The organism is Synechococcus sp. 1G10, from assembly GCF_002252625.1.
Taxonomy (GTDB): Bacteria; Cyanobacteriota; Cyanobacteriia; order PCC-6307; family Cyanobiaceae; genus Regnicoccus_A.
The window spans coordinates 40,194-65,804 of sequence record NZ_NQKW01000003.1; the positions used below are offsets into that span (position 1 = coordinate 40,194).

27 protein-coding genes are annotated in these 25,611 nt (G+C 64.2%); 9 read left to right on the forward strand and 18 right to left on the reverse strand.

The window, feature by feature from the left end:
* The 4 genes from CJZ82_RS03610 to CJZ82_RS03625 all read right to left on the reverse strand — a co-directional run bounded on the left by CJZ82_RS03610 (window position 1) and on the right by CJZ82_RS03625 (window position 4,793).
* Window positions 1-2,364: a CsoS2 family carboxysome shell protein gene (locus tag CJZ82_RS03610; RefSeq protein WP_094554449.1), complete on the reverse strand. Its 2,364-nt coding sequence runs from the start codon at window positions 2,362-2,364 to the stop codon at window positions 1-3.
* 201 nt (window positions 2,365-2,565) lie between these two features.
* Window positions 2,566-2,907, reverse strand: a complete 342-nt coding sequence (locus tag CJZ82_RS03615; RefSeq protein WP_094554450.1) for a ribulose bisphosphate carboxylase small subunit — start codon at window positions 2,905-2,907, stop codon at window positions 2,566-2,568.
* A gap of 91 nt (window positions 2,908-2,998) precedes the next feature.
* Window positions 2,999-4,411, reverse strand: coding sequence for a form I ribulose bisphosphate carboxylase large subunit (locus tag CJZ82_RS03620; protein WP_094554451.1), 1,413 nt, complete (start codon window positions 4,409-4,411; stop codon window positions 2,999-3,001).
* Between the two features lie 70 nt (window positions 4,412-4,481).
* Window positions 4,482-4,793, reverse strand: a complete 312-nt coding sequence (locus CJZ82_RS03625; protein WP_035828781.1) for a BMC domain-containing protein — start codon at window positions 4,791-4,793, stop codon at window positions 4,482-4,484.
* A gap of 274 nt (window positions 4,794-5,067) precedes the next feature.
* Here CJZ82_RS03625 and CJZ82_RS03630 point away from each other — a divergent pair, with 274 nt between their 5' ends.
* The 3 genes from CJZ82_RS03630 to bchL all read left to right on the forward strand — a co-directional run bounded on the left by CJZ82_RS03630 (window position 5,068) and on the right by bchL (window position 9,125).
* Window positions 5,068-6,321, forward strand: coding sequence for a ferredoxin:protochlorophyllide reductase (ATP-dependent) subunit N (locus CJZ82_RS03630; protein ID WP_094554452.1), 1,254 nt, complete (start codon window positions 5,068-5,070; stop codon window positions 6,319-6,321).
* Complete coding sequence (locus tag CJZ82_RS03635) at window positions 6,312-7,916, forward strand: ferredoxin:protochlorophyllide reductase (ATP-dependent) subunit B (RefSeq protein WP_094554453.1); 1,605 nt, start codon at window positions 6,312-6,314, stop codon at window positions 7,914-7,916. The genes CJZ82_RS03630 and CJZ82_RS03635 overlap by 10 nt, the downstream gene beginning before the upstream one ends.
* A 282-nt stretch (window positions 7,917-8,198) precedes the next feature.
* Complete coding sequence (bchL, locus tag CJZ82_RS03640) at window positions 8,199-9,125, forward strand: ferredoxin:protochlorophyllide reductase (ATP-dependent) iron-sulfur ATP-binding protein (protein WP_233130019.1); 927 nt, start codon at window positions 8,199-8,201, stop codon at window positions 9,123-9,125.
* Window positions 9,126-9,194: 69 nt separating this feature from the next.
* On the opposite strand, the gene CJZ82_RS03645 is transcribed toward bchL, so the two are convergent.
* The 6 genes from CJZ82_RS03645 to psaM form a co-directional block, all read right to left on the reverse strand.
* Window positions 9,195-9,422 carry a neutral zinc metallopeptidase gene (locus CJZ82_RS03645; RefSeq protein ID WP_198949644.1) on the reverse strand — a complete coding sequence of 76 codons (228 nt, stop codon included), beginning with the start codon at window positions 9,420-9,422 and terminating at the stop codon, window positions 9,195-9,197.
* A gap of 76 nt (window positions 9,423-9,498) precedes the next feature.
* Window positions 9,499-10,386 (reverse strand): hypothetical protein, encoded by an 888-nt coding sequence (locus tag CJZ82_RS03650; RefSeq protein WP_094554454.1) that lies wholly within the window; start codon window positions 10,384-10,386, stop codon window positions 9,499-9,501.
* Entirely contained in the window at window positions 10,383-10,991 is a 609-nt protein-coding gene (locus tag CJZ82_RS03655) for a hypothetical protein (protein ID WP_198949645.1), read from the reverse strand. The genes CJZ82_RS03650 and CJZ82_RS03655 overlap by 4 nt, the downstream gene beginning before the upstream one ends.
* Before the next feature lie 57 nt (window positions 10,992-11,048).
* Window positions 11,049-11,990 carry a protochlorophyllide reductase gene (locus CJZ82_RS03660; RefSeq protein WP_094554591.1) on the reverse strand — a complete coding sequence of 314 codons (942 nt, stop codon included), beginning with the start codon at window positions 11,988-11,990 and terminating at the stop codon, window positions 11,049-11,051.
* A 445-nt stretch (window positions 11,991-12,435) separates the two neighbouring features.
* On the reverse strand, window positions 12,436-13,053 hold the full coding sequence (locus CJZ82_RS03665) for a hypothetical protein (RefSeq protein ID WP_233130020.1): 618 nt from the start codon (window positions 13,051-13,053) through the stop codon (window positions 12,436-12,438).
* A complete protein-coding gene (gene psaM / locus CJZ82_RS03670; protein WP_094554455.1) occupies window positions 13,004-13,108 on the reverse strand; it encodes a photosystem I reaction center subunit XII in 105 nt (34 codons plus the stop codon). Before psaM ends, CJZ82_RS03665 begins: the two co-directional genes overlap by 50 nt.
* Before the next feature lie 89 nt (window positions 13,109-13,197).
* Between psaM and CJZ82_RS03675 the strand changes: the two genes are divergently transcribed.
* Window positions 13,198-13,689, forward strand: a complete 492-nt coding sequence (locus CJZ82_RS03675; protein ID WP_094554594.1) for a CRR6 family NdhI maturation factor — start codon at window positions 13,198-13,200, stop codon at window positions 13,687-13,689.
* Here CJZ82_RS03675 and CJZ82_RS03680 read toward each other — a convergent pair.
* A complete protein-coding gene (locus CJZ82_RS03680; protein ID WP_233130021.1) occupies window positions 13,670-14,470 on the reverse strand; it encodes a sulfite exporter TauE/SafE family protein in 801 nt (266 codons plus the stop codon). The two genes, CJZ82_RS03675 and CJZ82_RS03680, sit on opposite strands and share 20 nt — an antisense overlap.
* Window positions 14,471-14,541: 71 nt before the next feature.
* Here CJZ82_RS03680 and CJZ82_RS03685 point away from each other — a divergent pair, with 71 nt between their 5' ends.
* Window positions 14,542-15,219, forward strand: coding sequence for a hypothetical protein (locus CJZ82_RS03685; RefSeq protein WP_094554456.1), 678 nt, complete (start codon window positions 14,542-14,544; stop codon window positions 15,217-15,219).
* 21 nt (window positions 15,220-15,240) lie between these two features.
* On the opposite strand, the gene CJZ82_RS03690 is transcribed toward CJZ82_RS03685, so the two are convergent.
* Window positions 15,241-16,467 carry a site-2 protease family protein gene (locus CJZ82_RS03690; RefSeq protein ID WP_094554457.1) on the reverse strand — a complete coding sequence of 409 codons (1,227 nt, stop codon included), beginning with the start codon at window positions 16,465-16,467 and terminating at the stop codon, window positions 15,241-15,243.
* A gap of 82 nt (window positions 16,468-16,549) precedes the next feature.
* Between CJZ82_RS03690 and CJZ82_RS03695 the strand changes: the two genes are divergently transcribed.
* Complete coding sequence (locus tag CJZ82_RS03695) at window positions 16,550-17,224, forward strand: phosphoribosylanthranilate isomerase (protein WP_369820012.1); 675 nt, start codon at window positions 16,550-16,552, stop codon at window positions 17,222-17,224.
* On the opposite strand, the gene folE is transcribed toward CJZ82_RS03695, so the two are convergent.
* The 6 genes from folE to CJZ82_RS03725 all read right to left on the reverse strand — a co-directional run bounded on the left by folE (window position 17,214) and on the right by CJZ82_RS03725 (window position 22,540).
* A complete protein-coding gene (gene folE, locus CJZ82_RS03700) occupies window positions 17,214-17,957 on the reverse strand; it encodes a GTP cyclohydrolase I (RefSeq protein WP_094554459.1) in 744 nt (247 codons plus the stop codon). The genes CJZ82_RS03695 and folE overlap by 11 nt on opposite strands.
* A 7-nt stretch (window positions 17,958-17,964) precedes the next feature.
* Entirely contained in the window at window positions 17,965-18,675 is a 711-nt protein-coding gene (locus CJZ82_RS03705; RefSeq protein ID WP_094554460.1) for an SDR family oxidoreductase, read from the reverse strand.
* A gap of 24 nt (window positions 18,676-18,699) precedes the next feature.
* Window positions 18,700-19,689, reverse strand: coding sequence for an acetyl-CoA carboxylase carboxyltransferase subunit alpha (locus tag CJZ82_RS03710; protein WP_094554461.1), 990 nt, complete (start codon window positions 19,687-19,689; stop codon window positions 18,700-18,702).
* A 78-nt stretch (window positions 19,690-19,767) separates the two neighbouring features.
* Complete coding sequence (locus CJZ82_RS03715; RefSeq protein ID WP_094554462.1) at window positions 19,768-20,814, reverse strand: long-chain acyl-[acyl-carrier-protein] reductase; 1,047 nt, start codon at window positions 20,812-20,814, stop codon at window positions 19,768-19,770.
* A 111-nt stretch (window positions 20,815-20,925) separates the two neighbouring features.
* Window positions 20,926-21,687: an aldehyde oxygenase (deformylating) gene (locus CJZ82_RS03720; RefSeq protein ID WP_094554463.1), complete on the reverse strand. Its 762-nt coding sequence runs from the start codon at window positions 21,685-21,687 to the stop codon at window positions 20,926-20,928.
* A 58-nt stretch (window positions 21,688-21,745) separates the two neighbouring features.
* A complete protein-coding gene (locus CJZ82_RS03725; protein ID WP_094554595.1) occupies window positions 21,746-22,540 on the reverse strand; it encodes a creatininase family protein in 795 nt (264 codons plus the stop codon).
* 52 nt (window positions 22,541-22,592) lie between these two features.
* Between CJZ82_RS03725 and CJZ82_RS03730 the strand changes: the two genes are divergently transcribed.
* From CJZ82_RS03730 to pgeF, 3 genes are read left to right on the forward strand one after another with little or no spacing between them, the layout of a single operon-like run.
* Window positions 22,593-23,885 (forward strand): S1 RNA-binding domain-containing protein, encoded by a 1,293-nt coding sequence (locus tag CJZ82_RS03730; RefSeq protein WP_233130022.1) that lies wholly within the window; start codon window positions 22,593-22,595, stop codon window positions 23,883-23,885.
* Window positions 23,882-24,781, forward strand: coding sequence for a Tab2 family RNA-binding protein (locus CJZ82_RS03735; RefSeq protein WP_094554464.1), 900 nt, complete (start codon window positions 23,882-23,884; stop codon window positions 24,779-24,781). Before CJZ82_RS03730 ends, CJZ82_RS03735 begins: the two co-directional genes overlap by 4 nt.
* Before the next feature lie 12 nt (window positions 24,782-24,793).
* Window positions 24,794-25,606, forward strand: a complete 813-nt coding sequence (pgeF, locus tag CJZ82_RS03740; RefSeq protein ID WP_094554465.1) for a peptidoglycan editing factor PgeF — start codon at window positions 24,794-24,796, stop codon at window positions 25,604-25,606.
* Window positions 25,607-25,611: the final 5 nt, after the last annotated feature.

A 25,611-nucleotide genomic window follows, 5' to 3' on the forward strand; every position in this document is an offset into this window, starting at 1 on the left:
TCAACCTCGGGCACCGCCTGAAACGGTGATCAGTGAGCCTTTGTCGGTGTTGCCACTGGAGCCGGTGACGCGGCTGACCGGTTGCACCACTTCGTCATTGCGCTTGAGGGGGATGGCGGCCATTGCCGTCATTGGCCCGGTGCGGGTGGGATTGCGGCGTCGGGCTGATACACCCTCGGTGCCGGTAACGCGCTTGCCCCGATCCCAGTCGTCACCGGTGATGTTCAGACCGGCGGAAATGCCTTCCCCTGTGACTCGGCTGGTGGGCCGCACGTCTTCATCAAGGCTGACCGGCGCACTGGGAAGAGGCGCCGCAGCCTGGGGGCGGGGTGGCAGCACCGAGGTCTGACGCCGCATCGGGGGAAGCGGCTGCGGCTCGGGGCTGCGCTGGTCGAAACGTGCCTGTTCGGTGCCGGTGACCTTGCCACCGGCCAGATCAAAAGGGCCGGTGATCCTGGCGCTGGTTTCGTAGCGGGTGCCGGTGACAGCGGAGCCGCGCTCCCGCTGCTGATGGGCAGCCCTTGCTGGGGATTGCACGCTGAACTCCTGCCAGGGCTGGGGGTCCAACGGTTGGGGGAAATCGGCTTCGTGACCCTGGGCGGCGCTGCAGGCTTCGTTGTATTGATCGACGCCGATGTACGGGGTGCCGGAGATGGTTTCACAGGCACCTTTGGAGGCCCCGGTCATCACCCCGCCGATACCCGGTTGCAGGCCGCTCATGCGCGGTCCGGGGGTGCCGGCGCGGGCTGGAGTCCGCTGGCGGATGCCGCGAACCGAGGAGGAATCGCACCAGGCGCTGGCTTGCTCGAGTCCGGCGTAGGGCGTGCCGGTGACGGCCTTGCAGGTACCGGGCTCATCACCGGTGACCTTGGATGAGCGACCGGTGCTGGTGCCTGAGACGATCAGCTGTTTGTTGGTGAGGCTGAACCCGACCTTTGCCGCTTCGGGCTCAGGGCGAGCACCGCAGAAATTCTGGTACTGCTGGCTGCCGATGTATTCATCGCCGGTGACACGGCGGCAGCTGCCAGGTTCATCACCGGTGACCTTGTCACTGCGACCGACAAGAGTGCCGGTGATACCGGTGCCCCTGAGGGTCTGGACGCTGGCCACCTTTGGCGGAGCCTGGCCAGGCGTGCTGATCGAATCGGAGCCCAGGTACTGGGTGCCGGTGGGCTGGATGCCTGCACCGTGCTCATCGCCGGTGACCCGCTCAGAGCGTCCCACCATCACACCCGAGACCGGCCGCCCGGCAACGGTCTGGCTGAGTCCCACCTTGCGGGGACTGACGGAGGTGATGCCGCAGTAGGCCGCCGCCTGATTCGCTGAGATGTACTCGGTACCGGTGATGGATTTGCAGGTGCCGGGTTCATCTCCGGTGACCTTTTCGGAGCGACCCACCTCATTGCCGGTGACCCGGTTGCCGTGGCTGGTGGCCGTGACGCGCACCTTGGCGGGTTGAAGGGGGGAGGGCTCGTTCTGACAGAAGCTGCGGAAAATCTCAGCTCCCATGTATTCGGTCCCGGTGATGGGACGGCAGGTGCTGGCCTCGTTACCGGTCGTCTTCTCGGAACGGTTGGCCTGGGTGCCGGTGACCACCTGACCGCGCAGGGTTTCACTGGCGCTCACCTTCCAGCTTGCGTCCTGGGCACCTTCAGGCTTGTTGGGCCCGCGGCGGGGACCCGTGGGCCGGGTGACTCCTGTGCCGCGGCTGACGGCACCCGCGCCGTTCTTGCTCTTGAGATCGCGGATGCGGTGGGCCAGTTCCCGGCTGCTGATGTCGGGGTTCGACTGGCGCACAACGGCCGCGGTGCCGCTGGAGCTGTTGGTTGAGGCCGACTTGCCGCGCTTGGAGAGAGCTTCCCGGCGGGCCATCACAATGGCGCGGCTGGGATTGAACTGGGCGGAGCGCTTCGAGGTCGGCCGGGTGCCGTTGCTGCGGCGATCGCCGAGAGAACTGGAAGGAGTGGAGCTCAAGGAGAAAGCGGGCCGGCTGACCGCTGGCGGCTGCGGGCTCACGGGCTCTGGGGTTGGGGTGGAAACGGCGCGCAACGAGCTGCCATCACGACTGCGATCCTTGCTTGTGTCAGCCCGCTTGCCGCGTTTGCTGAGGGCCTCACGCCTTGCCAGGACCAGATCCCGGCTCGGGTTGCTGATGGCGGCGCGGTTGACCGAGCGGGATGGGCTGGTGGAACCATGACCGCCGCTGCTGAACAACGGCTTGGAGGGCGCACTGACCTCGTGGCTGACGGCCGGTGCCACCGGGGTGATCGAGCGGGTGGGGCGGGCCTCAGCGGCGCTGCGGGTTCGGTTGGCGCTGTTGGCGTACCGCTTCTCCGCCGATTTCCCGGCTGTGGAGAGCGCCATCCGGCGCGCAAGGGCCGCTTCGCGACTGGATTGAGATGCCATGTCCGCCCTGTGAAGAAACAACCTGGAAGGAGACAGCTGGAAAGAACTGGTGAAGGGAGGACCCATGACCTGCCGTTCACCAGCCCCTCACGAGCTGTCGGAAGAATGAATAGTGAGGGCAGCAGGTTCCGGGTATGAGGCCGGAACCTGCTGGAGTGATCAGCGTGCTTCGAAGACCACGAAGCAGGAACCCTGACTCTGGGTGTAGGCGTCGTAGCCGACCAGACGGACGTGATGGTCGGGGTAGGCGCGGTGGCAGCCTTCGAGCTCACTGACGATCACGCCCAAATCCTTCTCACCGAAGAAGGGCAGTTTCCAGTACGACCAATAGGTCGACATCGAACGGCTGGGGTGGACGTGCTCGACAAGCGGGCTCCATCCCTGGGCAATGATGTAAGCGATCTGGTCGTAGATCTCGTCCTGTGACATCGGCGGGAGGAAGCCGAATGTCTCCAGGGTGGCGACTGTTTGGTAGTCACCCACGGTGCTCTTGAAGGGCATGGGGATCCTTGTGGGGAATCAGGTGAATGCAGGCAAACCGGATGTGACCGAAGGGAAGGAGTTTCTCCCTCCCTTAGGTCAACAGCCCCGATCAGTTGACGTCAAGTTTGTCGACGGTGTCGAACTCGAACTTGATTTCCTTCCAGGTCTCGAGCGCGATGGCGAGCTCGGGGCTGTGCTTCGCGGCTTCCATGAGGATGTCGCGGCTCTCCTTCTCGATCTCACGACCGGCGTTGCGGGCCTTGACGCAGGCTTCCAGGGCCACACGGTTGGCGGCGGCGCCAGCGGCGGAACCCCAGGGGTGACCGTGGGTACCACCACCGAACTGCAGCACGGAGTCGTCGCCGAAGATCGCCACCAGCGCGGGCATGTGCCACACGTGGATACCGCCGGAGGCCACAGCGAAGACGCCGGGCATCGAACCCCAATCCTGGTCGAAGAAGTTGCCGCGGCTGCGGTCTTCGGGAACGAAGGATTCACGCAGTTGGTCGATGAAGCCGAGGGTGGTCTGGCGATCACCTTCCAGCTTGCCCACCACGGTGCCGGTGTGGAGCTGGTCACCACCGGAGAGGCGCAGGCACTTGGCCAACACCCGGAAGTGGATGCCGTGCTTGGGGTGACGGTCGATCACCGCGTGCATGGCACGGTGAATGTGCAGCAACATGCCGTTCTTGCGGCACCACTTCGACAAGCCGGTGTTGGCCGTGAAGCCACCGGTGATGTAGTCGTGCATGATGATGGGCTGGCCCAGTTCTTTCGCGAACTCGGCACGCTCATACATCTCCTCGGGAGTGGCGGCGGTGCAGTTGAGGTAGTGCCCCTTCTTCTCGCCGGTTTCTTCCTGAGCCAGCTGTACAGCTTCGGCCACGAACTCGAAGCGGTTCTGCCAGCGCTGGAAGGGCTGGGAGTTGATGTTTTCGTCGTCCTTGGTGAAATCGAGACCACCGCGGAGGCATTCGTACACCACCCGGCCGTAGTTCTTGCCGGAGAGGCCGAGTTTCGGCTTGATCGTGCAACCCAGCAGGGGACGGCCGTACTTGTTCATCCGGTCGCGCTCGACGCAGATTCCGTTCGGCGGGCCGGGGCAGGTCTTGATGAAGGCCATCGGGAAGCGGATGTCTTCCAGACGGAGGTGGCGCAGGGCCTTGAAGCCGAACACGTTGCCCACCAGGGAGGTGAGCACGTTGGTGATCGAGCCTTCCTCGAACAGATCGAGCGGATAGGCGATGAAGGCGTAGAACGACTCCTTGTCACCGGGAACGTCTTCAATCCGGTAGCAACGGCCCTTGTAGAAGTCGAGATCGGTGAGGAGCTCGGACCACACGGTGGACCAGGTACCGGTCGAGGATTCGGCAGCCACGGCAGCGGCCACTTCTTCCTTGGGAACGCCTTCCTGACCAGTGACCTTGAAACAGGCCAGCAGGTCAGTGTCGAGGGGAACGTAGTCGGGAGTCCAGTAAGTGTCCCTGTACTCCTTGACCCCAGCGTCGTACTTCTTGCTCATGGGGAAAATCTCCTTGTTGGTCGGGTGGGAAAGATGAGAGTGCTGCGCTCCGTCAGGGGCGCGTCAGACCTCAGTCCTTGGAACCCAGACCGAAGTTGCTGTTCAGGGCCGGCTCGACTTCACGGTGGGGGCGGGCGATGATGTGGGCAGCCACCAGGCCGTCGCCCACGCGCTCACAGGCATCGGCACCGGCACGCACAGCCGCATTGACGGCCCCGGTTTCACCGCGGACCAGAACGGTCACGTAGCCGCCACCCACGAACTCACGGCCGATCAAACGCACTTCGGCGGCCTTGGTCATGGCGTCGGCCGCTTCGATTGCCGGCACGAGGCCGCGCGTTTCGATCATGCCGAGGGCGATGCCCATGGTTTCATTCGCCATTGCCTACTCCGGAAAAGGGGGGGAGGTTCGCTTAGGACCATGCTCCGCTGCATACCCCCCCGTCAAGCGATTCGGGTGCTTTGAACGATCACGGTGCCTGGGGCGGTTGATAAGCCCTGCTCATACTCGGCTACTGGCCATTAAGACGTGTTACGAGGCGCCGCCTGCGGCCTGTTAAGTATTGGATTTGCCCCCTGATCCCGAAGACTTGTCAACAGCTGACGTTTTCTGCGGCCAGGTTGGCTAGTCCGTAATGGATCAACGGTTCTCGCCCATGGCCCAGACGTCCGTCCTCCCACCCGTGCTGCGCGAAAGCGGACAGCGGGAGGTGTTCTGCGGCCTGACCTCGATTGTCTGGCTGCACAGGCGCATGCCCGATGCCTTCTTTCTGGTGGTGGGCTCGCGCACCTGTGCCCACCTGATCCAGTCGGCCGCCGGGGTCATGATCTTTGCGGAACCCCGCTTCGGCACAGCGATCCTGGGAGAGCGTGACCTGGCCGGCCTGGCGGACGCCAACGAGGAACTCGACCGGCTGGTGGGCGATCTGCTGGCCAGGCGGCCGGAGATCCGCACCCTCTTCCTGGTGGGTTCCTGCCCCTCGGAGGTGATCAAGCTTGACCTGGCCAAGGCTGCCGAGCGCATCAACACCCGCATGCAGGGGCGGGTGCGGGTTGTGAATTATTCCGGCAGCGGCATCGAAACCACCTTCACCCAGGGGGAGGACGGTGCCCTGACCTCCCTGGTCCCGCTCCTGCCCAGCAATCCTGAGCCGCAGTTGCTGATCGTGGGCACCCTGGCCGATGGGGTGGAGGAACGTTTCCTCTCCCTGTTTGCGCGCATGGGCCTCGAGACGGTTCGCACCCTGCCGCCCCGCCAGTCAACTGACCTGCCGCCGGTGGGCCCTGGCACCCGTCTGCTGCTGGCCCAGCCCTTTGTGGCCGACACGGTGCGCGCACTGGAGCGCCGCGGTGCCCAGCGGATCGCTGCTCCCTACCCGCTCGGGGTAGAGGGGAGCTGTGCCTGGATGGCGGCGGCGGCGGCGGCTTTCGGCATCGATCCCGAGCGGGTGGCTGCGGTGCTCGACCCCCTGGCCGAGCGGGGCCGGCGTGCCCTGGAGCCACTGCGACGCAAACTCGAAGGCAAACGCCTCTTCCTTTTGCCCGATTCCCAGCTGGAAATCCCCCTGGCCCGTTTCCTGCATCGGGAGTGCGGTATGGAGCTGGTGGAGGTGGGTACCCCCTACCTCGACCGCCAGCTGATGGCCGAGGAACTGCCCCTGCTGCCCGAGGGCACCCAGCTCAGTGAAGGCCAGGATGTGGAGAAGCAGCTGGAACGTGTTCGTGCCAGCCGCCCCGATCTGGTGGTCTGCGGCATGGGTCTGGCCAATCCACTCGAAGCGGAAGGCTTCGCCACCAAGTGGTCGATCGAGCTGGTCTTCAGCCCGATTCACGGCTGTGACCAAGCCGCTGACCTGGCTGAACTGTTCGCCCGTCCCCTCAATCGCCGGGAGTTGCTGCAATGGAACTGACCCTCTGGACCTACGAAGGCCCCCCCCATGTGGGAGCCATGCGCATCGCCGCTTCGATGGAGGGTGTTCACTACGTGCTGCATGCCCCGCAGGGCGACACCTACGCCGATCTGCTGTTCACGATGATCGAGCGGCGTGATCGCCGACCCCCTGTCACCTACACCACCTTCCAGGCAAGGGATCTGGGCGGTGACACGGCCGAGCTGGTGAAGCGCTCGATCCAGCAGGCGGTGGACCGGTTCAAGCCCGAGGCCCTTCTGGTGGGGGAAAGCTGCACGGCCGAGCTGATCCAGGACCAGCCGGGCTCCCTCGCCTGTGGCATGGATCTGGGGGTGCCTGTGGTGAGTCTGGAATTGCCGGCCTATTCCAAAAAAGAAAACTGGGGGGCGGCTGAGACCCTTTACCAGCTCTGCCGCGGACTGCTCAAAAGCCAGGTTCCTGCTCCCGGGACAGACAGGCCCGGGCCCGAGCGCTGGAAGGAGGAGAACCGCCGCCCTCGGGTCAATCTGCTGGGCCCGAGCCTTCTGGGCTTCCGCTGTCGCGACGATGTGCGCGAACTGCGCGGCCTTCTGGCTGATCACGGCATCGACGTGAATGTGGTGGCTCCCCTGGGAGCCAGGCCGGCCGACCTGATCCGCCTGCCCCAGGCCGACGCCAACCTCTGCCTTTATCCCGAGGTGGCCGGTCCGCTGTGCAGCTGGCTGGAGCGCAACTTCGGCACCCCGGTGGTGCGCACTGTTCCGATCGGGATCGGTGCCACAGCCCAGTTCCTTCGCGAACTCTGCGCTCTGCTGGGCCTGGAGCCACCGGAACTGCGGGAGGCTGACCAGCGCTCCAGATTGCCCTGGTATTCGAAATCGGTGGATTCCACCTATCTCACCGGCAAGCGAGTGTTCATTTTCGCCGACGCCACCCATGCGATTGCAGCGGCCCGGATTGCCTCGCGGGAACTGGGCTTCACGGTGGTGGGGCTGGGCAGCTACAGCCGCGAACAGGCCCGTGAGGTGCGGGCCGCCGCCAAGGAGCTGGGCCTGGAGGCCCTGATCTCCGACGACTATCTGGAAGTGGAGCAGGCCATGGCTCAGGCGGCTCCGGAGCTGGTCCTCGGCACCCAGATGGAGCGCCACAGCGCCAAGCGTCTGGGGATTCCCTGCGCCGTGATCAGTGCCCCGCTGCATGTGCAGGATGTGCCAGCCCGTTATGCCCCCCAGATGGGATGGGAAGGGGCCAATGTCATTTTTGATTCCTGGGTGCACCCCCTGATGATGGGCCTGGAGGAACATCTGATCGGCATGTTCCGCCATGATTTTGAGTTTGTTGATGGCCATCTCAGCCATCTCGGGGGTGCTGCCGCGCCTGCGGCCCAGCCGATGGCCGCCCCTGTCAACGAGGAGACTGAAGTGACACCACTTTCAGCCACCCCTGAGGGGGGTAGCCTGCGCTGGACTGCCTCCGGTGAAGCCGAACTCTCCCGCATTCCCTTCTTCGTGCGAGGCAAAGTGCGGCGCAATACCGAAGCCTATGCCAACGAACGTGGCGTGGCGGAGATCACCGAGGAAACGCTCTATGAAGCCAAGGCCCATTTCAGCCGATGAAACGCCAAACCGGTGATCGCTGAAGCCAGTCCAATCTCCCCACGAATCAGGCAGCCTGGCCGTCGTCCGACGAGCTAGGTCTTCATACCCATGTCATCCGGCGTAATCCTGGGCTGGCCAAGTGGTTGTCCAGAGCCAAGCCGCGGGGGTTCACGCGGCTTGAGTGAGCATTCCAAGATCCTGATCGTCTTGATGTTTCGGTTTGAGCCAGACCCGGCATCTGCCTGCCCGGCTGCACTTTGATAAGGGCAATGCCGATGTCGACTCGGCCAAGGAAGCGTTATGACCACCACTCTGCCGCCCAAGCAGACAGCAGCTACGGCCAAAGGTGCCGCCAACGGCCATGAGGATGGCGAGGGCAGCCTCCAGTTCCATCAGGACGCCTCCATGAACATTGAGGCAGGCGCCTTGGTGATTGCTGTCTATGGCAAGGGGGGAATTGGCAAGTCCACCACCTCATCCAACCTGTCGGCGGCGTTCTCCAAGCTGGGCAAGCGTGTGCTGCAGATCGGCTGTGATCCCAAGCACGACAGCACCTTCACCCTCACCAAGAAGATGGTGCCCACGGTGATCGACATTCTCGAGACCGTGGACTTCCACACCGAGGAACTCCGACCCGAAGACTTCGTATTCGAGGGCTTCAATGGCGTGATGTGCGTGGAATCCGGCGGTCCGCCGGCGGGCACTGGATGCGGTGGCTATGTAACCGGCCAGACAGTGAAGCTGCTCAAGGAGCACCATCTGCTTGAAGACACTGATGTGGTGATCTTCGATGTGCTGGGCGATGTGGTCTGCGGTGGTTTTGCCGCGCCGCTGCAGCATGCCGACTACTGCCTGATCGTTACCGCCAATGATTTTGATTCAATCTTTGCGATGAATCGGATCATGCAGGCGATCAATGCCAAGGCCAAGAACTACAAAGTGCGGCTGGGCGGTGTCATTGCCAACCGTTCGGAAGACACCGATCAGATCGACAAGTTCAATGAGCGCACCGGCTTGCGCACCATGGCCCACTTCAAGACCGTGGATGCGATCCGCCGCTCCCGCCTGAAGAAGTGCACCATCTTCGAGATGGAGCCGAGTCCCGAGGTCGAAGCTGTTCAGCAGGAGTATCTCAGCCTGGCGCAGAAGATGCTCAGCGATGTGGAGCCCCTTGAGGCCGAATCCCTCAAGGATCGTGAGATCTTCGATCTGCTCGGGTTCGACTGAAGCCGGCCGCCTCGCTCCATCTTCCCGCCCGCGATCAGAGTTGGCGAGCTCTGAAGGTGTCGCAGCTGTTCATGTTGCCGCTGCGGAAGCCATCTGATGTGCCCAAACGCCGGCAAGATAGTCAGCCATGACCTCCATGCGCACCGAGAGCTGGTTGTACTGGGCTGTGGCAAGCCCGTGCTGGGCCTTCCTCAGCTGGCGTTCGATACCAAGCTGCTTGTGAACGTGGTGGCCCACCTCATGGGCGATCACATAGGCCTGGGCGAAATCGCCGGGTGCTCCGAACTGCTGCCGCAACCGGCGCTAGAAAGCGAGGTTGATGTACACCTTCTCATCGTGGGGGCAATCAAACGAAGCCATGGCGGCCTGGGCATCAAATTTCGGCGGCAGCTCGCTCCACCAGCCGTCGTGCTACGGCCTGCACGCCGGTGTGGGCGTAGGTGTCGGTGAAGGCATCCAGAAAGGCGGCCAGCTGATCCATCCGCCCCTGCCAGGGTCCGAGCGTGGATTCAAGCGCCTGGACGGCCCTCTGGCCGGTGAGACCCAGCTGACTGACGAATCCGCCGGCCCATCCGAGCCACTGGTCGACACCGCGGCGCAGAAAATTCATGTGCTCCGAGTCGCTGCGGCCTGGAATCAGCGCGGCCATCCGTCCGTAGGCCGGCAACTTGCGCAGATCGCCGCTGCCGGCCGCACCCAGCAGCCCATCGAGACGGGAGAGGGCCTGATCCCCGAGCGGTAGCAGCCCGTCGAAGCAGACCAGGGCCGCCATCCGCACCCTGGCTTCGCCGGCGTAGTCCGCCAGGGCGGCGCCGAAGTCGGCGAAGCTGTCGCCAGGGAGTCCGTTCACCTGGGTGAAGGCCAGCAGCTCGGCCCCCACCTTCAGGCTCAGATCCACCGCCTGGAGGGTGTCACCAGGTGGGGTGACGCTGGCTATCCGCTTGAGCAGCGGCACTCCTGCTGTGACGTTGGCCAGCACCCGCAGCCCGCCGGTGGCGTGCTGGGAGCGATTCACGGCGTCGTAGAGGCTCAGGGCCCGCTCGTAACCCTCATGACGGGCGAGGCTTAGCTGATCGGCGCGTGCCCGCACCTGGCGCACCAGTTCGGGATCATCGCTGCCGATCACCTCGCGGATCAGCCTGTCAGCGCTGGTGAGGTTGCTCCAGCCGCCGGGCACAAGGGTACTGATGCCCTTGAGGGACAGCACAGTGAGATCACGGCGGGGAAGGCGCTCTAGGCGCTCGAGGACGGTGCGGCTCATGAGGCTGGCTGGGGAGCGGCGGACTTGAGTTCGAGCTGGGGCAGCTGCTCACCGCTGGCGGGGGGCAGGCGGCGGGGCTCAGCGGCCTTGGCGAGCCGCCCGCGGGATGCGGCGGCGGGCTGAAGTGCCGCCAGGGCCTGGAGATCAAAAGCGCCCAGCAACTCATGCCGGCGCTCGGGTTCTAGCCCTGATCCCTGCCCGATCACTTTGACCTGGAAGCGGTCGGCCACGAGAAGGGCGCTGGCCTGGGCCCCCTGATCCACCAGAGGCCACCCCTTTAGCCGGGTCTGGACGGCTGCGAACTTGGTGCGGGCCTCCGGTGCCGTGACTGTGTCGGAGATGGCCAGCAATGCCGTCACCTGACCGTCGTGCTTGAGCTTGGCCTCACTGAATCCCCGCTTCTCCTGGGTGAAGACCACCGACTCTCCGGCCGCTGCACTGGGGAACAGCGCATTGAACTCCGTGCCGTTGACCACCTCACGGGTGGAGATCTCGGCAACGGTGCCCCCTGGCAGCCAGGTGGAGAATGGCAGGAGCAGGATCGCCCCACCAATCAGTGTCACAGCAATGGTGATCCCGATCACCCAGCGCAGAAGGCGCGACATGCGATCTCCTTCAATCCTCTGAATCAGCCCATCACTAGCAAGGCTGGAGCGCAGGACTCAACCCAGCCCAACAAGCTTCATAGAGAGATCCCACGTCTTAGCAGCGGTTTCGGGATCGCTCGCCTTCTCCGACAGTTCCTGGATGAACTGTTGACCATTGGCCTTCTGACGATTGCCCCAGCTCCAGTGCGCACCCGACACGGCGAAGGCCGGATCGGCCACCACCTGAGCCACCCGTTCACCGGCCAGTTCCTGACTCACATAACCACCGGTGATGTTCTTCTGGAACCAGGGGAAGATGGTCTGGAAGGCCTTCGGGGTGTTGCGAAACAGGAGTGTATCGGCGACGCAGCCGGGGTAGAGCGAGCTGAAGATGATGCCGGTGGAGTCGTGCAGTCGGCGGTGCAGCTCCTGGGTCGTGATCATGTTGCAGAGCTTGCTGTCTTTGTAGGCCTTGCCAGGTTTGAAGACCTTGCCATTGGCCATGCTGATGGGCGCCTTGAAGCCCGCCTCGAAGCCCGAAAGGTCGCCCAGATCGGCGGGGGCCGGGATCGGAATCTTGCCGCCCAGCTCCTTGGAGTTGGCAGTGACGGTTCCCAGAATCACCAGCCGCCGCGAAGGATGGCTTGACTTCTTCAGGTCGTCGAGCAGGGCATGGATCAGTAGGAAATGCCCGAAATGGTTGGTGGCCATCGAGATCTCGTAGCCCTGGGGCGAACGCTCGGGTTGCTTCAGCCGTGGCTTGTACACAGCGGCGTTGCAGACCAGCGCGTCGAGGCTGCGACCGGTGGAGTGGAACGCAGCCACGAGCCGACGCACACTCTCAAGATCACCCAGATCCACCTGCAGGTGGGTGAGGGAGCTCTCGGGGATCTCCAGGGAATGGGCCGCCGCTCTGGCCTTGGCAAGATCCCGGCAGGCCATCACCACGTGCCAGCCACGCTGGGCCATGGCTTTGGCGGCGTATAGGCCCACCCCGGAGGAAGCTCCGGTGATCATCACAGTTCCGCTTTGGCCACCACTGCCCGTGCCAGGGCTGGAGGGGGTAGACGGGGTGGGTGAACTGAAAGCAGACGCCATCGGGGCGCGTCGGGTCGGGGGGCCTCAACCTACGGACAAGGCCAGCTGCCAGCGCCGAGTGCGGGGCGAAGTTCAACACAAGGTCACGTTCAACCCAGGAAGCCACGATGTCCCCCCGTCGTGATGCTGGATGCCGAGCCTGAAGTTGCTTGAAGCTTGGTTGCCCCAAGGCTTGGAGTTTCAAGAGGCGCAGTTTCTAAAGGCGAGCGGTTATAAGTGCCGCAGTTTGCCTATGGGCAGAGTTTGGTCGCTCTCTCTCAGCGAAACCGCACAGGAAGCGCAGCTTGGAGAGGCTGTCTCAGCGGAGGATTGGGCGTCAACACCATGAGCGCAGATGTCAAAGACTTGGTACGAAGAGCTGAGCTCAGCGCTGAACCTGGGCCGGCAATGGTTGGGTGCTGATCAAGGGTCTGCCGGACGCGGCCGTGCCAGGCCTGGCTTCGGCTGGTTCATTCCAGACAACCCGCAGTCGGTTGGGAGCGATCCACTGATCCTGTTCGCGGATCAACTGTTGCTCACCAGTGGTGACGAAGAGTTGATCGAAACGCTTCTGAGCCTTCTGTAATTTGGCTTTCTCGATCTGAAGGATTGCACTCAGTTCATCATGCTGGTTTAACCGCTGCTGGTAGGCAGCAGCTAAATGGACCAGGCTGAGGCCCGCCAAGAGAGTTACACCCAGCTTGACGCTGAGGCCAATCACGCTGCAAAGCAATTCCTGCCGATCGGTCGATCCCTGGTGAATTGCAACCACAGTCGCTGCACTGACTGGTATTGCGGCGGCGGGCCGGGATGCTGGCCGTCGCCCGGATGCCGTCTGACGCTTCGGGGCGGATACGGGCCTGAGCTGCTGCGCGGCGGACAAGGGGGGGAAGGAGAAGATCTTGCCCGCTTCTAGCAGTTCAGGCCATACATGCCAAGGGCGAGCCCTCGATTCAGGCCCGGTAAAGGCTGACGCAGAGACGAATCGCCAGAACGCCGGCATGTGCGGCGACCACCAGGGCGATCAGAACCTCTGCCTGGGTGAGTGTTGTGACCATGGACAACGAAGGGGTACAGGTGTCGCCACCATTGTTCGGCTCCCTTCTGCCCGGTGTCACAGGATGGCATCGTGCTGTCACAGCTCTTGATGGCTCAACCTCCTTCCAGTCTTTCTGTTTCCGCCGAGAGCGTCCGCGCTCTTGATCTTTCGCCGCTTCAACCCTGGGGCGCGTGCGCTCCAGCTGATCTACTCGCGTGTGCTGGAGCTTTGGGCCTCGACTTTGACTGGCCCCTTCAGCCAGGCGATCCACGCGAGCTCTCAGAACTGCCTGAACTACGCCTGTGGAGTCTGAGGGCCGATGCGCTTAACCCCTGGCTACCGCTGGTGCTCGACCGCAGCAGCGGCCAGCTTTGCCGCCATGTGGCCATGCTTCTGCCCCATCGCTTCAGCCGCAATGAGGGGATCCGTTTTGCGCCGGAGAGCCTCGAGCTCTGGATCACCCACCGTTTCTTCCTGCTGGATCACTGGAGCAATGAGCGAGGCCTGAATTGCCGTCAGGGGCTCGCTCAGATGGCCGCGGTGCTGGGTTTCGAGCTCGATCCCAGCTTCTGGGAGCCGATCAGCCGATCAGCAGGCTGAAGGCCCGCCGGCCGCTGTCGAGGGCCAACAGGCCAGTGAGCCCCCGCAGCAGCTGAACCAGGACGGTCTCCGGAACTCTCTCCAGTCGTGCCGCCGACCAGCGGGCCGCCACTGAGGCCGATCCCCCCAGGATCAGGGCCATTTCCCACTGGGCCTTCGCACCGATCAGGAAGATCACCGACGCTGCCGACGCGGAGCACAACACGGCCAGGGTGCTCAGGCGTATCGACTCACGTACGGGCAATCGCAGGCACCTGATCATGAGGGGGACCATCAGCAGGCCGCCACCCACCCCCAGCAGCCCACCTGCAAACCCTGCGACGCTCCCCACCAAGGCCAGAGCCGCCAGCAGCGTCGGTCCTGGAGACGGCTCCCTCTCATTGTCTTGGCGAGGGGAGATCGTCAGAGTCAGGGTCAGGTACATCAGGGCCTGCAGTCCCAGCAGCTGCCAGCCGCTGAGCAGTCCCCCCAGGCGGCTGAACAGCAGCCCGCTCAGGGCGGCACTCACGCCGATGGTCAGGCCCATCGCCGGCACCACCCGACCCTGACGCAGGTGCACCCAGGTCCCCCCCAGGGTGGTGGGCACGATCGCCAGGGTGCTGGTGGCCAAGGCCTGATGGGGCGCGAGGCCCACCATCAGCAGCATTGGCGAGAACACCAGACCGCCACCGATGCCCAGCAGACCCGAGAGCAGCCCAGCCACCACACCAAGGGGCACCAACACCAGCAGATCGCTGAGCATGATCGGGATTGAGTGGCGGCCGTACGGTGGCACCAGCATCTTCTGCTGACACCCCTTTCCCGCCAAGCTGGCGCTGGATCCCGCCCCTTTGCCTGCGCGGCGACTGGCAGATGGCCATCGACGACTGGCTGCTGGATCAGCTGCCGTTCAAGCCAGGGCAGGGAGTCTTGCGCGTTTACACCTGGAGCACCCCGACTCTGTCGCTCGGCCACCACCAGAAGGTCATCGACCCGTCCTGGAGAAGCGCGAGCCGACAAGGCCGCCTGGCCCTGGCGCGCCGACCCAGCGGCGGTGGCGCCGTGCTCCATGCCGGCTGCCTCACCTATGCACTGCTCTGGCCCAATCCTCCCCGCCAGCGCCAGCAGGCCTACGGCCTGGTTGCCGCCTGGCTGGCGCAGGCTCTGGCTTGCCTGGGGCTGCCCCTCAGTCCAGGCCAGGATGAGATCACGGCGCCGGCCTCCAACTGTTTCGCCAGCAGCACCGCCGCTGATCTGGTGGGCATCGATCGCCAGAAGCGGGTGGGCAGTGCCCAGCTCTGGCGCAGGCGCCAGTTGCTGCAGCACGGCAGCGTGCTGGTCGCCCCTCCGGCCGCCCTGTGGCAGGAATTGTTCGGTTCACCCCTCAAGGCTCCAGCCACAGCTCCGGGGCTCTCTGTGGCTGCTCTGGAGCAACAGCTGCGGCTTGCGGCGATCAGGAGTCTGGGGGGAGGACCGCTGCTGGTTGAACCACTGAGCCCAGAGGAATGGGCTGCGGTCGATCGCCGTCGACACAGGTTTCGCATTTCCTGAGGAACTGCCAGAGCGCGAGGGTCAAGCCTCGCCGCTCTCGGCGATCCCCCGTGCCACCTGGGCCAGGGCCAACCCAAGCGGGTAAGTGCCCTGGCGCCGGGCGGCCTCCAGCAATGGCTGGGGCAGCCGCAGCCCCAGGCGGGCCAGCACCACTTCAGAGAGTTCCGGGCGCTCCAGGGTGCCGGTTGGCAGGCCAGCCGAACCCAGCACCAGCAGTCGATCGACACCTGGCTCGTCGAGCTGCAGGGCGGCCTGCCAGAGCGGCGCATCGTGCTGGATGCTTGGCAGGGTGTCCAAGGGCTGAATGTGGTCCAGCACCCGCTCCTGATCCCAGCGCTGAACAGGCAGATTCTGCAGGGGGTCATCGCCGATCACCCCTTTCCAGCGCCCTCGCTCGCAGACCAGCACCCAGTCGGGACTGCCATCGCCATCATCCCGCCGCATCCGAGAGAGCTCGCGCAGGGGCGCATCGCCCTCCAGGACCCGAAACCGCCGGCGGGAGGCCTCGCTGACCTTGAGGTCCTTGAGGGCTTTCTGTAGGGCCAGCAACTGGATCTGGTTTCTGGATGCGCCCAGTCCGAACCAGCCGAGCATGATCAGCCAGAAGGCTCCAAGTCCGCCTCCTCGCAGCAGCAGCAACGTGCCCATGCCAACGGCCATCAGCGAGAGGAATCGGCCCATGGCGGCAGCCACCTGCACGCCGCGCCGTTGACTGCCAGTCCACTGCCACACCAGCGCCTTGACGATCAGTCCGCCGTCAAGCGGCAAGCCGGGGAGCAGGTTGAACAGGGCCAGCACCAGGTTGAGGGTGCCGAGCTGGCTGACCATTTCACCCAGCAACGGTGAGACATGGACCACGGCATGGCTGCCACCAAGTAAGAGCCCGGCCAGCAGCAGGCTTACCAGGGGACCGGCGGCAGCCACCTGCAGGGCCGCCATCGCTGTGCTGCATTCCTTCTCGACACTTGCCACCCCGCCAAGCAGGAACAGAGTGATGCTGCGCACTTTCACCCCATGGGCGATGGCCACCAGGGAGTGGCCCAGCTCATGCAGCAGCACCGAAACAAACAGCAGCAGCGCTGTTCCCAGCGCCAGCAGCCACAGGCTGGTGCTGGAGGCCTGTCCCGCCAGCTGAATGCCGTATTGCTGCTCAAAACCCAGGGTGGCGAGCAGCAGGATCACGAACCAACTGGGGTGGATGCGGAGCGGGATGCCACCGATCTTGAGGAGCTGCCAACCTTCACCCACCTGGTTCTGTCCTGCTGATGCCCAGGCCGATCCTGGGCGGTGTTGATCCGATCCTAGAAAGAGTGGCCCCGACCCTCCTGTGGTGTCTCCCCCCCTGTTGAAGATCTGCGGCTTGCGCCAACCGGCCCAGGCCCAGGCGGTGGCCGGGCTGGGTGTTGACGCCGTGGGGGTGATTGCGGTGCCCTCTTCCCCGCGCTGGCTGGCGCCCGATCAGCGTCTGGTGCTGTTCCAGGCGATGGCCGCCGGCCGCCCAGACTGCCGAGGTGTGCTGGTGTTGGCGGATCCCGGTGACGAGCTGATCGGGCAGATGGATCCTGCCCATGGCCACCAGGTGCTGCAACTGCATGGGCAGGAATCCCCCGCTCGCTGCCGGGAACTGGCCGCAAGAACAGGTTGCAAGATCTGGAAAGCCCTGCGAATACGCGGGCCAGAAGATCTTGATCGGGTCCAGGAGTATGGAGACGCGGTGGAAGCGGTGCTGTTGGACGCCTGGGTTCCGGACCAGCTGGGAGGCAGCGGCCGACAGATCCCCACGGCCTGGCTGGAGGGCTTTCGGCCAGGCCTGCCCTGGTGGTTGGCCGGTGGCGTTGGGCCAGCCAACGCTGCTGATCTGATAGCGAGCTTTCACCCCTGCGGCCTGGATGTATCCAGTGCTGTCGAGCGAGCACCCGGCGATAAAGATCTCGATCTGGTGCGCGCTTTGGTGCAGGTGGTGAAAGGCGGAGTAGCCCTGGGAAAATCGGAACTCAGGTGCTGAGCAACCCTTGCTGTTGCTTCACCAGTTCGAAGAACTCCTGCTTGAGGCTTGGGTCGTGACGGAAATCACCCCGAACCACTGAATTGATCATGCTGGTCTGAGGTTCTTTGACCCCGCGCCACTTCATGCAGTAATGCTGCGCTTTGACAAGAATCGCCAGACCCTGGGGCTTGCACAGACGTTCGATTTCATCCGCGAGGATCATCACAGCTTCCTCCTGGATGTGTGGACGGGAGAATACCCAATCCGCCACCCTGGTGAACTTGGAGAGGCCGATGACCCGATCACCGGGCTTGATCCCGATCCAGCAGTTACCCAGGATCGGCACCAAGTGGTGAGAGCAGGCCGAGCGGATACTGATCGGCCCAACGGTATAGATTTCGTCAAGATGTTTGACGTTTGGAAAGCTTGCGATCTTCGGCTGTTTGTGATAACGACCCTTGAAGACTTCATGGAGGTACATCCTGGCGACGCGCTCGGCAGTTTCCTCAGTGTTGTGATCGTTGTCGATGTCGATAACGAGGCTTCGCAGCATCTGCCTGACCTTGCCCGCCACCTCGATCTCGAGCTGATCGAGTTCGCCCTCGAGCAGATGATCAGCAATGTTGTCGTTGGCGAAGTAGGGCACGCCAGCCTGGTTCAGGCGCTCGCGAATGCGGGCACTGACAGGCCCTGGGGCCACGTCGGGGGTGATCGACTTGGAGCGAGTGGTGGAGGGGATGGTGGATGTCATGAAAGACTCAGAAAGCGCCAGAGGCGGGCATGAGGGTCAAGTCCTCCACCACCTGGGACGGAGGCTGCTGAGCAAGGAACAGCAAGGCTTCCGCGGCTTGATCAACATCAAGCATGGCACGGCGATCGAAGGTGCTGTGGACGGTTTTCGTCACCCAGAGAGGGGTGTCGACCGCGCCGAGAGTGAGGGTGGAGACGCGAATGCCATGGCTGCGTTCCTCGGCGGCGAGGCAGCGACTGAAAGATTCCAGCGCCGCTTTGGTAGTGCAATAGGCCCCCCATTCGGGAAACGTATTCCTGGCGGCATGGCTGCTCACGTTGATGATCAGGCTGGATTCTTGCTGACGTAATCCAGGCAGGACCGCCTGACAGACCTGAAAGACACTGGTGAGGTTGAGTTGAAGCAACCATTGCCATGCGCCCAGATCCATCGTGGCCAGTTCACCGGTGTAAGCGGCTCCGGCATTGTTGATCACCACCGTGGGCAGCAGTCCGCGGCCCAGCAGATCACTTAGATAGCCTGGGAGGTTCTGGGAATCGGTGAGATCCGCCGTCACCCATTCCACTCGTCGGCCGATGGCACGAAGCGGGGCTGCGACGCTTTCGAGATCACCGCCGGAGCGTGCCAGGAGCAGAAGATCCCAGCCTGCAGCCGCGAAGCGGCTGGCAGCAGCTGCTCCGATGCCCCTGGAGGCACCAGTGATCAAAACGGAAGCCAAGCTGGTCGTGTGTCGAATCGAACCTTAAGGGGTTGCGCCGGATTCCGTGGCCTCTGGATCCAGGATCCGGCCCATGCGCCGGAACTTGGCATAACGCTGCTCCAGCAGGTCGGCTTCGCTGAGCTGACCCAATTCTTGCAGGCCCTGAACCAGGGCAACACGCAGGGTCTCGGCAGCCTGGAGCGGTGCCCAGTGGTTACCGCCGGAGGGTTCACTCAACACTGTGTCGACAACCCCCAACTGCAGCAGATCGTCAGCGGTGATGCGCAGGGCGGCGGCGGCGGCCGGGGCCTGGGCCGCATCCCGCCAGAGGATCGAGGCGCAGGCTTCAGGACTGGCCACGGTGTAGACGCTGTGCTCAAACATCAGCAGGCGGTCGGCCACACCGATGCCAAGGGCGCCGCCGGAGCCACCTTCACCGATCACTGTGGCGATCACCGGAACCCGGAGGCGGAACATCTCGCGCAGATTCACAGCGATCGCCTCGCCCTGCCCCTGCTCTTCGGCGAGCACGCCGGCGTAGGCGCCAGGGGTGTCAATGAAGCAGAGGATCGGCAAGCAGAAGCGATCGGCATGCTCCATCAGGCGCAGAGCCTTGCGGTACCCACCCGGGGAGGCCATGCCGAAGTTTCTGGCCACATTCTCCTTGGTGTCGCGGCCCTTTTGGTGGCCGATCAGGACAACCCCCTGCTCACCGATGCGGCCGATGCCGCCCACCAGGGCCTGGTCATCGGAGCCTCGGCGATCTCCGTGGAGCTCAAACCATTCATCGGTGATCACCTGGATGTAATCCAGGGTGCTCGGCCTCTGGGGGTGGCGAGCCACCTGGATCTTCTGAGCGGGTGTGAGGGACTGAAAAATCTCCACCCGGCGACGGGCCGCCAGGGTTTCCAGCTGCAGCAGTTGCTGACTGACATCCACTTCCGAATCCCTGGCCAGCTGGCGGATCTGATCAATCTGATTCTCCAGTTCCACCAATGGTTTTTCGAAGTCGAGCAGTGGGCGGCGGGCCATGGCGTGGGAAGGGGGACGGCTCTGGGGGAATCAGTGCTGGCTCATGGGGAGTATCGCCAGCTGATGTGTGATGACCGTTCAGACAGCCGCGAGCTGTGGGAGCTGAGCCTGATTCAGGCCGAGCGAACGGAAGCCATGACGAAGAGAGGCGGCCCCGATCAGCTCCATGTTCGCCAGGGTGATGTTGTTGCGGCCCCAGCTGAAATTGGTGTGAATACCCTCGAACTCCAGCAGCATGGCTTCTGCGAAACAGGCAAATAGCTGACGCCTGGGATTTTCCATCTCTGCCATCTCCATCATCTGCCAGCCGATGTCCTGCCAGAACTCAACGATGCCCCCCTTGATGACGTGCACGTTGGCGCCAGCCACCTTGCTGTCGAGATTCTTGGGATAGCCGCCATCAATCATCAGGCAGGGTGACTTGAGGCTGGCCGGATCGATGCTCAGGCTCTGCGGCAGGCTGGCCACCCACACCACCACATCGGCTTCTGGCAGGGCCTCTTCAAGGCTGAGGATGCGGCCGCCGCCAAGTTCGGTCTGCAGATCAAGCAAAGGCTGGGGCTGGCGTGCCACCAGCAGCAGCTCACCGACACCCGTTTTCTGACTGAGCCAGCGGCAGACGGCACTGCCAATGTCGCCTGTAGCCCCTACCACGGCCACCTTGGCGAGGCTCAGGTCGATGCCTAGAGCTGGTGCGTTCGTTTCCACCTGTTGGGCAATAACCCAGGCGGTATGGGTGTTGCCGGTGGTGAAGCGCTCCCACTCCAGAGCGGTGCTTCGGATCTGCTGGTTCTTGAGCAGGTTGAAGTTCTCGAAGATGATCGAGGTGAATCCCCCCAGGGCAGTGATGTCAATCCCACTCTTCTGGGCCAGTTCCATCGCGCTGAGCACTTTGCGCCGGGCTGTCTTGAACCGGCTGAGCATCTCAGGCACGAACACCGAATCGATGTAGGCACCCTCAATGGTTTTGCCAGTGAGGCTGGTGACGCTGAAAGTCTCCACGAGCTGAGGTGGAGCAACACACCACAGGTCGAGGTCACCGTCGGCGTATTCGGGAAAACCCAGCTCCAGGGCCTTGCTCCGAGCTTGCTCAAGGCTGGTTGAGTGGCCGATCAGACCGAACATGCAGCTGTTGAGGGGGGCGGATGGATGCGGCTGTGGCCGACAACACATCCTGCCATGGCTGAAGTAGCTGGAAGAGCTCACCCAGTGGCTGGAAGAGCGCCTCGAGAGGCTTCAGCCCAGCAGCGCGGCGGTGGCCATGCGGGCGATCTCCCTTGTGGTGAAGCCGATGTCGGTTAGAGCTTCCTGGTAAGAGGTCATGAAGTCGGCCATCAGATCCTCCTGGTCCATCTGCAGCACCGCGGCGTCGCCGGCCACCTGCTCCAGCATCTTGCGCACCAGTGGCAGGTTGACCCTGTTGGCCTGCTCGAGTTCTTCGCGGGAGGACTCGAGGTTGGCTTTCAGCCATTCCTGACCGTAGTTGAGATGAGTGTATTCATCCTTGACCACACCTTCGGTGATCTTGCGGGCGAAGGGATCTGCAACGGGGATGTAGATGTGGTAGGCCGAGATGGCAAATGCTTCGATCAGGATGGCCTGGATCAGCAGACAGGTGACCACCTTGCCTTCGGCCAGTGCCGTCTGGAAATTGCCATGCAGGGGTGAGAAGAACTCCTTGGCGAAGTCCATGTCGGCAATGACCGACAGATTGTTTGCGCAGGCCGTGAACCCCTTCTTGTGCTTGAGCTCCATGCGGGCCAGCCGAGCAAGCTCTTCAGCCTGGTCGGGGATCAGGCTGCCGAGCGAAATGTAGTTGTCGTGGGCTTCCTGCTCACCTTCGATCACAATTGCGTTGATTCGGCTGTAAGCGTCCTTGTAGATGCTGCTGCTGAAATCAGGCAATCCGAGAGCCTGCTCAGCGCTGGCGCCGAGAGCCGTGGCGGCGGTGGCTGTGGCTGGAGCGGTTGCAGCGATGGTGCTCTCGAGGCTGGACATGGCGTCGCCGGCAAGGGGATCAGTGTCAGCGACTGTAACCAGGCCTGCCGGAATCGGTTCAGGGGTGCGGTGGCCAGTCACTGGTGAGCAGATCCTTGAGCAGCGTGACCCAGCCCTCAACAAGGGCTCTGTACAGCGCTTCGCCTAGGGCTCCGTCGGCGCCACGGGCATCTCCCACTACCCCGCTGGCGGAGAGATCGGCTGTCAGCCAAGCGGTGGGGACAGCGCCCTCAAGACTCCAGCCCGCTGGCGGGGCCGGATCGGGTTGACCCTCCCGGGGCCGTTCATGCCCCACCAGTTCCGGGGCCAGATGCAGCATCAGGCTCGTTTCGGCCAGTGCTGCATGCAATCCCTCGCTGCGTTCCGGCTCAGGCAGCAGTGCCGCCACCCCTGGCGGACCGCTCCAGAGGAAGCAAGGCATCACGGCCAGGCGGGGATGGGCAGCCCGCAGCTGCCGCGCCGCCACCTGCAACAGGGCGATCTGGCCGCCGTGGGCGTTGAAGAGCACCAGGCGCTGAAACCCGGCCCGGGCGAGGTCGCCCCCGACGGCCATCACCACCTGGAGCATCACCTCCGCTGGCAGGCTGAGAGTGCCTGGGAAGGCTCCGTGTTCGGGGGAAAAGCCCAGCTGGAACAGAGGCAGCCGCCAGATTGGCAGATCAGCGGGCAGCTGTTCGAGTACGGCCTGCAGCACCCGTTCGGCAAAGATCGCGTCGGTGCCCAGGGGCAGATGGGGGCCGTGTTGCTCCACGGCTCCGAACGGCCAGATCACCGTGCTGCCCGCTCGGGCGGCCGCCTCCCGGGCCGCCATCCAGCTGAGACCTTCCAGGGCGTGCTTGGCAGGTGCTCCCATCCTCTCCACGGGCCGATCCTTACAGTGTGGTGCTGTCAGATCACCCTGGGCCATGGCTGGATCGCAGCGTCCCGTTCCACCCGCAGGCCCCCGCTCCAAGCCGGTGCCTCCTTCCCAGGCGGAGCCGCCGTTGCGCAAGCCTCCCCAGCTCATGTACCTCAGCCGCAAGGATGAGGAGGAGGACAAGACATCGCCGGCGCCCAGCGCAGAACAGGCCGGATTGAATGCGCCGCAGGGTGCCTCGAGTGCGGCCCCACCCCGTCCGGCTTCAGCTCCCCAGGCAGGAGCAGAGCTGGCCAGCGATGACGACCGCTTCGAGATCGCGAGCCTTGAAGGCATGACCATGGCCGACCTGATGGGCGCGCCTGATGGTCCCTCCCGTCAGGCGCGCTCCAGCCGCTCTGCCGCTGGCGCCGGCTCAGGCACCACCACCTCCCGGCCGACCCGAACCGTCGATGATTTCGACTTCGATGAGGACGCCTTTCTCGCCGCCCTCGATGAGAACGAGCCTGTGGGTGCCACTGGTGATGTGGTCACCGGCACGGTGATCAGCGCTGAAAGCGATGGGGTTTATATCGACATCGGCGGCAAAGCGCCGGGCTTCATGCCCAAGGCCGAAGCCGGTCTCGGGGTGATCGGCAATCTCAAGGAACGCTTTCCAAAGGGTCAGCCCGTTGAGGTGCTGGTCACCCGCGAGCAGAACGCCGATGGCATGGTCACGATCAGCGCCCGGGCCCTGGCCCTGCGCCAGAGCTGGGAGAAGTTGAAGCAACTGGAGGCCGCCGGCAAGGTGGTGCAGGTGAAGGTGACCGGCTTCAACCGGGGCGGCGTCACCTGCGACCTGGAGGGCCTGAGGGGGTTCATTCCCCGCTCCCAGCTGCAGAACGGCGAGAACCACGAGCAGCTGGTCGGCACTTCTTTTGCCGTGGCCTTCCTGGAGGTGAATGCCGAGACCCGCAAGTTGGTGCTCTCCGAGAAGCGGGCCGCCAGTGCCTCATTGCTGGCTGATCTGGAGGTGGGTCAACTGGTGGATGGTCAGGTGGTGTCGGTCAAGCCTTATGGCTTCTTCGTGGATCTCGGTGGGGTCAGTGGTCTGCTGCACCAGTCGTCCATCACTGGCGTTCATCTGCGCGACATCCGGGAGGTCTTCAGCCAGGGGGAGCGGCTCAAGGCAATGGTCACCCAGATCGATTCCTCCCGTGGCCGGATCGCCCTCAACACTGCCCTGCTCGAGACCCAGCCAGGCGAGCTGCTCACGGCCAAGGACACTGTCATGGCGGAGGCTGAGGACCGGGCCAACCGGGCGCGCCTGTTGATGCGTCAACAGGAGCAGGAGGCGGGATGAGCCAGGCCGCTCCTGCAGTGCCCGACGTCCAGCTCACCCCCGACTGGGAAGTGGATTTCTTTTCCCGTCCGGTGCTTGATCCTGGCGGCAAGAAGCGATGGGATCTGCTGATCACGGCCACCCCCGCCAGTGAGGGCAACCAGCCCAGCTTTCGCTGGGCGAAGAACTGCCCGGCCAACACGGTCAACTCGGTGTGGCTCCAGGGGGCGCTCAACGAAGCGCTGGCGGCGGCAAGTGAGCAGGGAATGGGGACCCCGCGGCGGCTGCGCTGCTGGCGGGCCACGATGCGCACCATGGTGCAGCGGGCCGCCGAGTCGATTGGCCTTGAGGTGATTCCAAGCCGGCGCTGTTACGCCCTGGCCGAATGGCTGAGTGAACGGGAACGCGACGTTTATCCCGCTGAGGAGGGGTACATGGCAGGCCCCCTGGCACCGCCTCCCCTGCCGATGCGTTCGCCGCCCCTGCCCCTGCCGGAGGCGGCCAGGGGTGATTCATGGGACTGGGCTTCCCTGCCACTCGGTGCCCTGCGCGAAGCCTCAGAGTGGGAGATCGGCTTCGGAGGGTTGTTTCCCATACCCGCCGATCTTCCCGACGAACTGGTGGTCCCGGGCCTGCGCCTGTTCAGCCGCAGCCGCTCCCTGGCCATCGCCGGCTGGTTCGAAGGCCTTGAGCCTGCCCGTCTGGAGATGGAAGGAAACAATCTGGTGCTCGAAGCGGGCCTGGAAGACCGCTGGCGGCTGGCGGTCCTGGCTGAGAAGGAGGCGAACGAGGTGACTGAAGCTTTCACGGCGGCTCGCGAGGCCGCCGCTGGTCTGCAGTTCATCGCCGTGCAGAGCGATGTGGACTCCGGGCGCTTCGATGGCTTCTGGCTCCTGCGCGACATGCCCGACTTCTGATGCCCATCGCCCGTGGCTGAAGCCGTCGACCCCCCCTTCGATCGCCCCGACAGGGGCTTCAACACTCTGGAAGGCTGGACCTGGGTGGGCACCTATGGCGGCTACTTTCTCCAGTGCGACCTGCTGCAGGAGTTTGAGCACGGCTTTTTCACACGGCAGTGGAGTGGTCGCGGCCCCCAGGAGCTGGCGGCCGCCATCAGTGCCGGTGTTTCGGTTCACCGCACCCGCCAGATCCACAGTTCCCGGGTGCTGGCCGCCAGTGAAGCTGCAGCTGAACCCTGGCCGGAGGGCGATGGGCTGGTCAGCGATGCTGGCGGCCAGTCGCTCTGGGCCTGCGGCGCCGACTGCACCCCCGTGCTGATCGCCGATCGGGCCAGGGGCTCGGTGGCGGCCTGTCATGCCGGCTGGCGCGGGGTGGCCACCGGCATCCTGCCGACAGCGATCGACACCCTGGAGCGCTCGGGCAGCCAGCGCAGCGATCTGCTGGTGGCCCTGGGGCCTGCCGTGAGCGGCGAGGCCTACCAGGTGGAGTTGGATGTAGCCCTGCAGGTGGGCAGCGCCTGCTGCGCCCCTGGTGAGGATCCCGCCGAGGTCCTGGCGGAGGCCGGGGCCCTCAGGCCCGATCCTTCGCCTGGCTCCCCTGGTGATCGCTACCGCCTCGACATCCGCCTGGCTGCCAGGGCCCAGTTGCTCAAAGCAGGACTAGGTCCTGAGCAGCTGCAGCTCTGCCCCCTGTGCACGGTGGCGGAGCCGCAGCTGTTTCACTCCTGGCGCCGCGATCAGGTCAAAGCTGTGCAGTGGAGCGGCATCGTCGCCCAGGCCTGAACCTC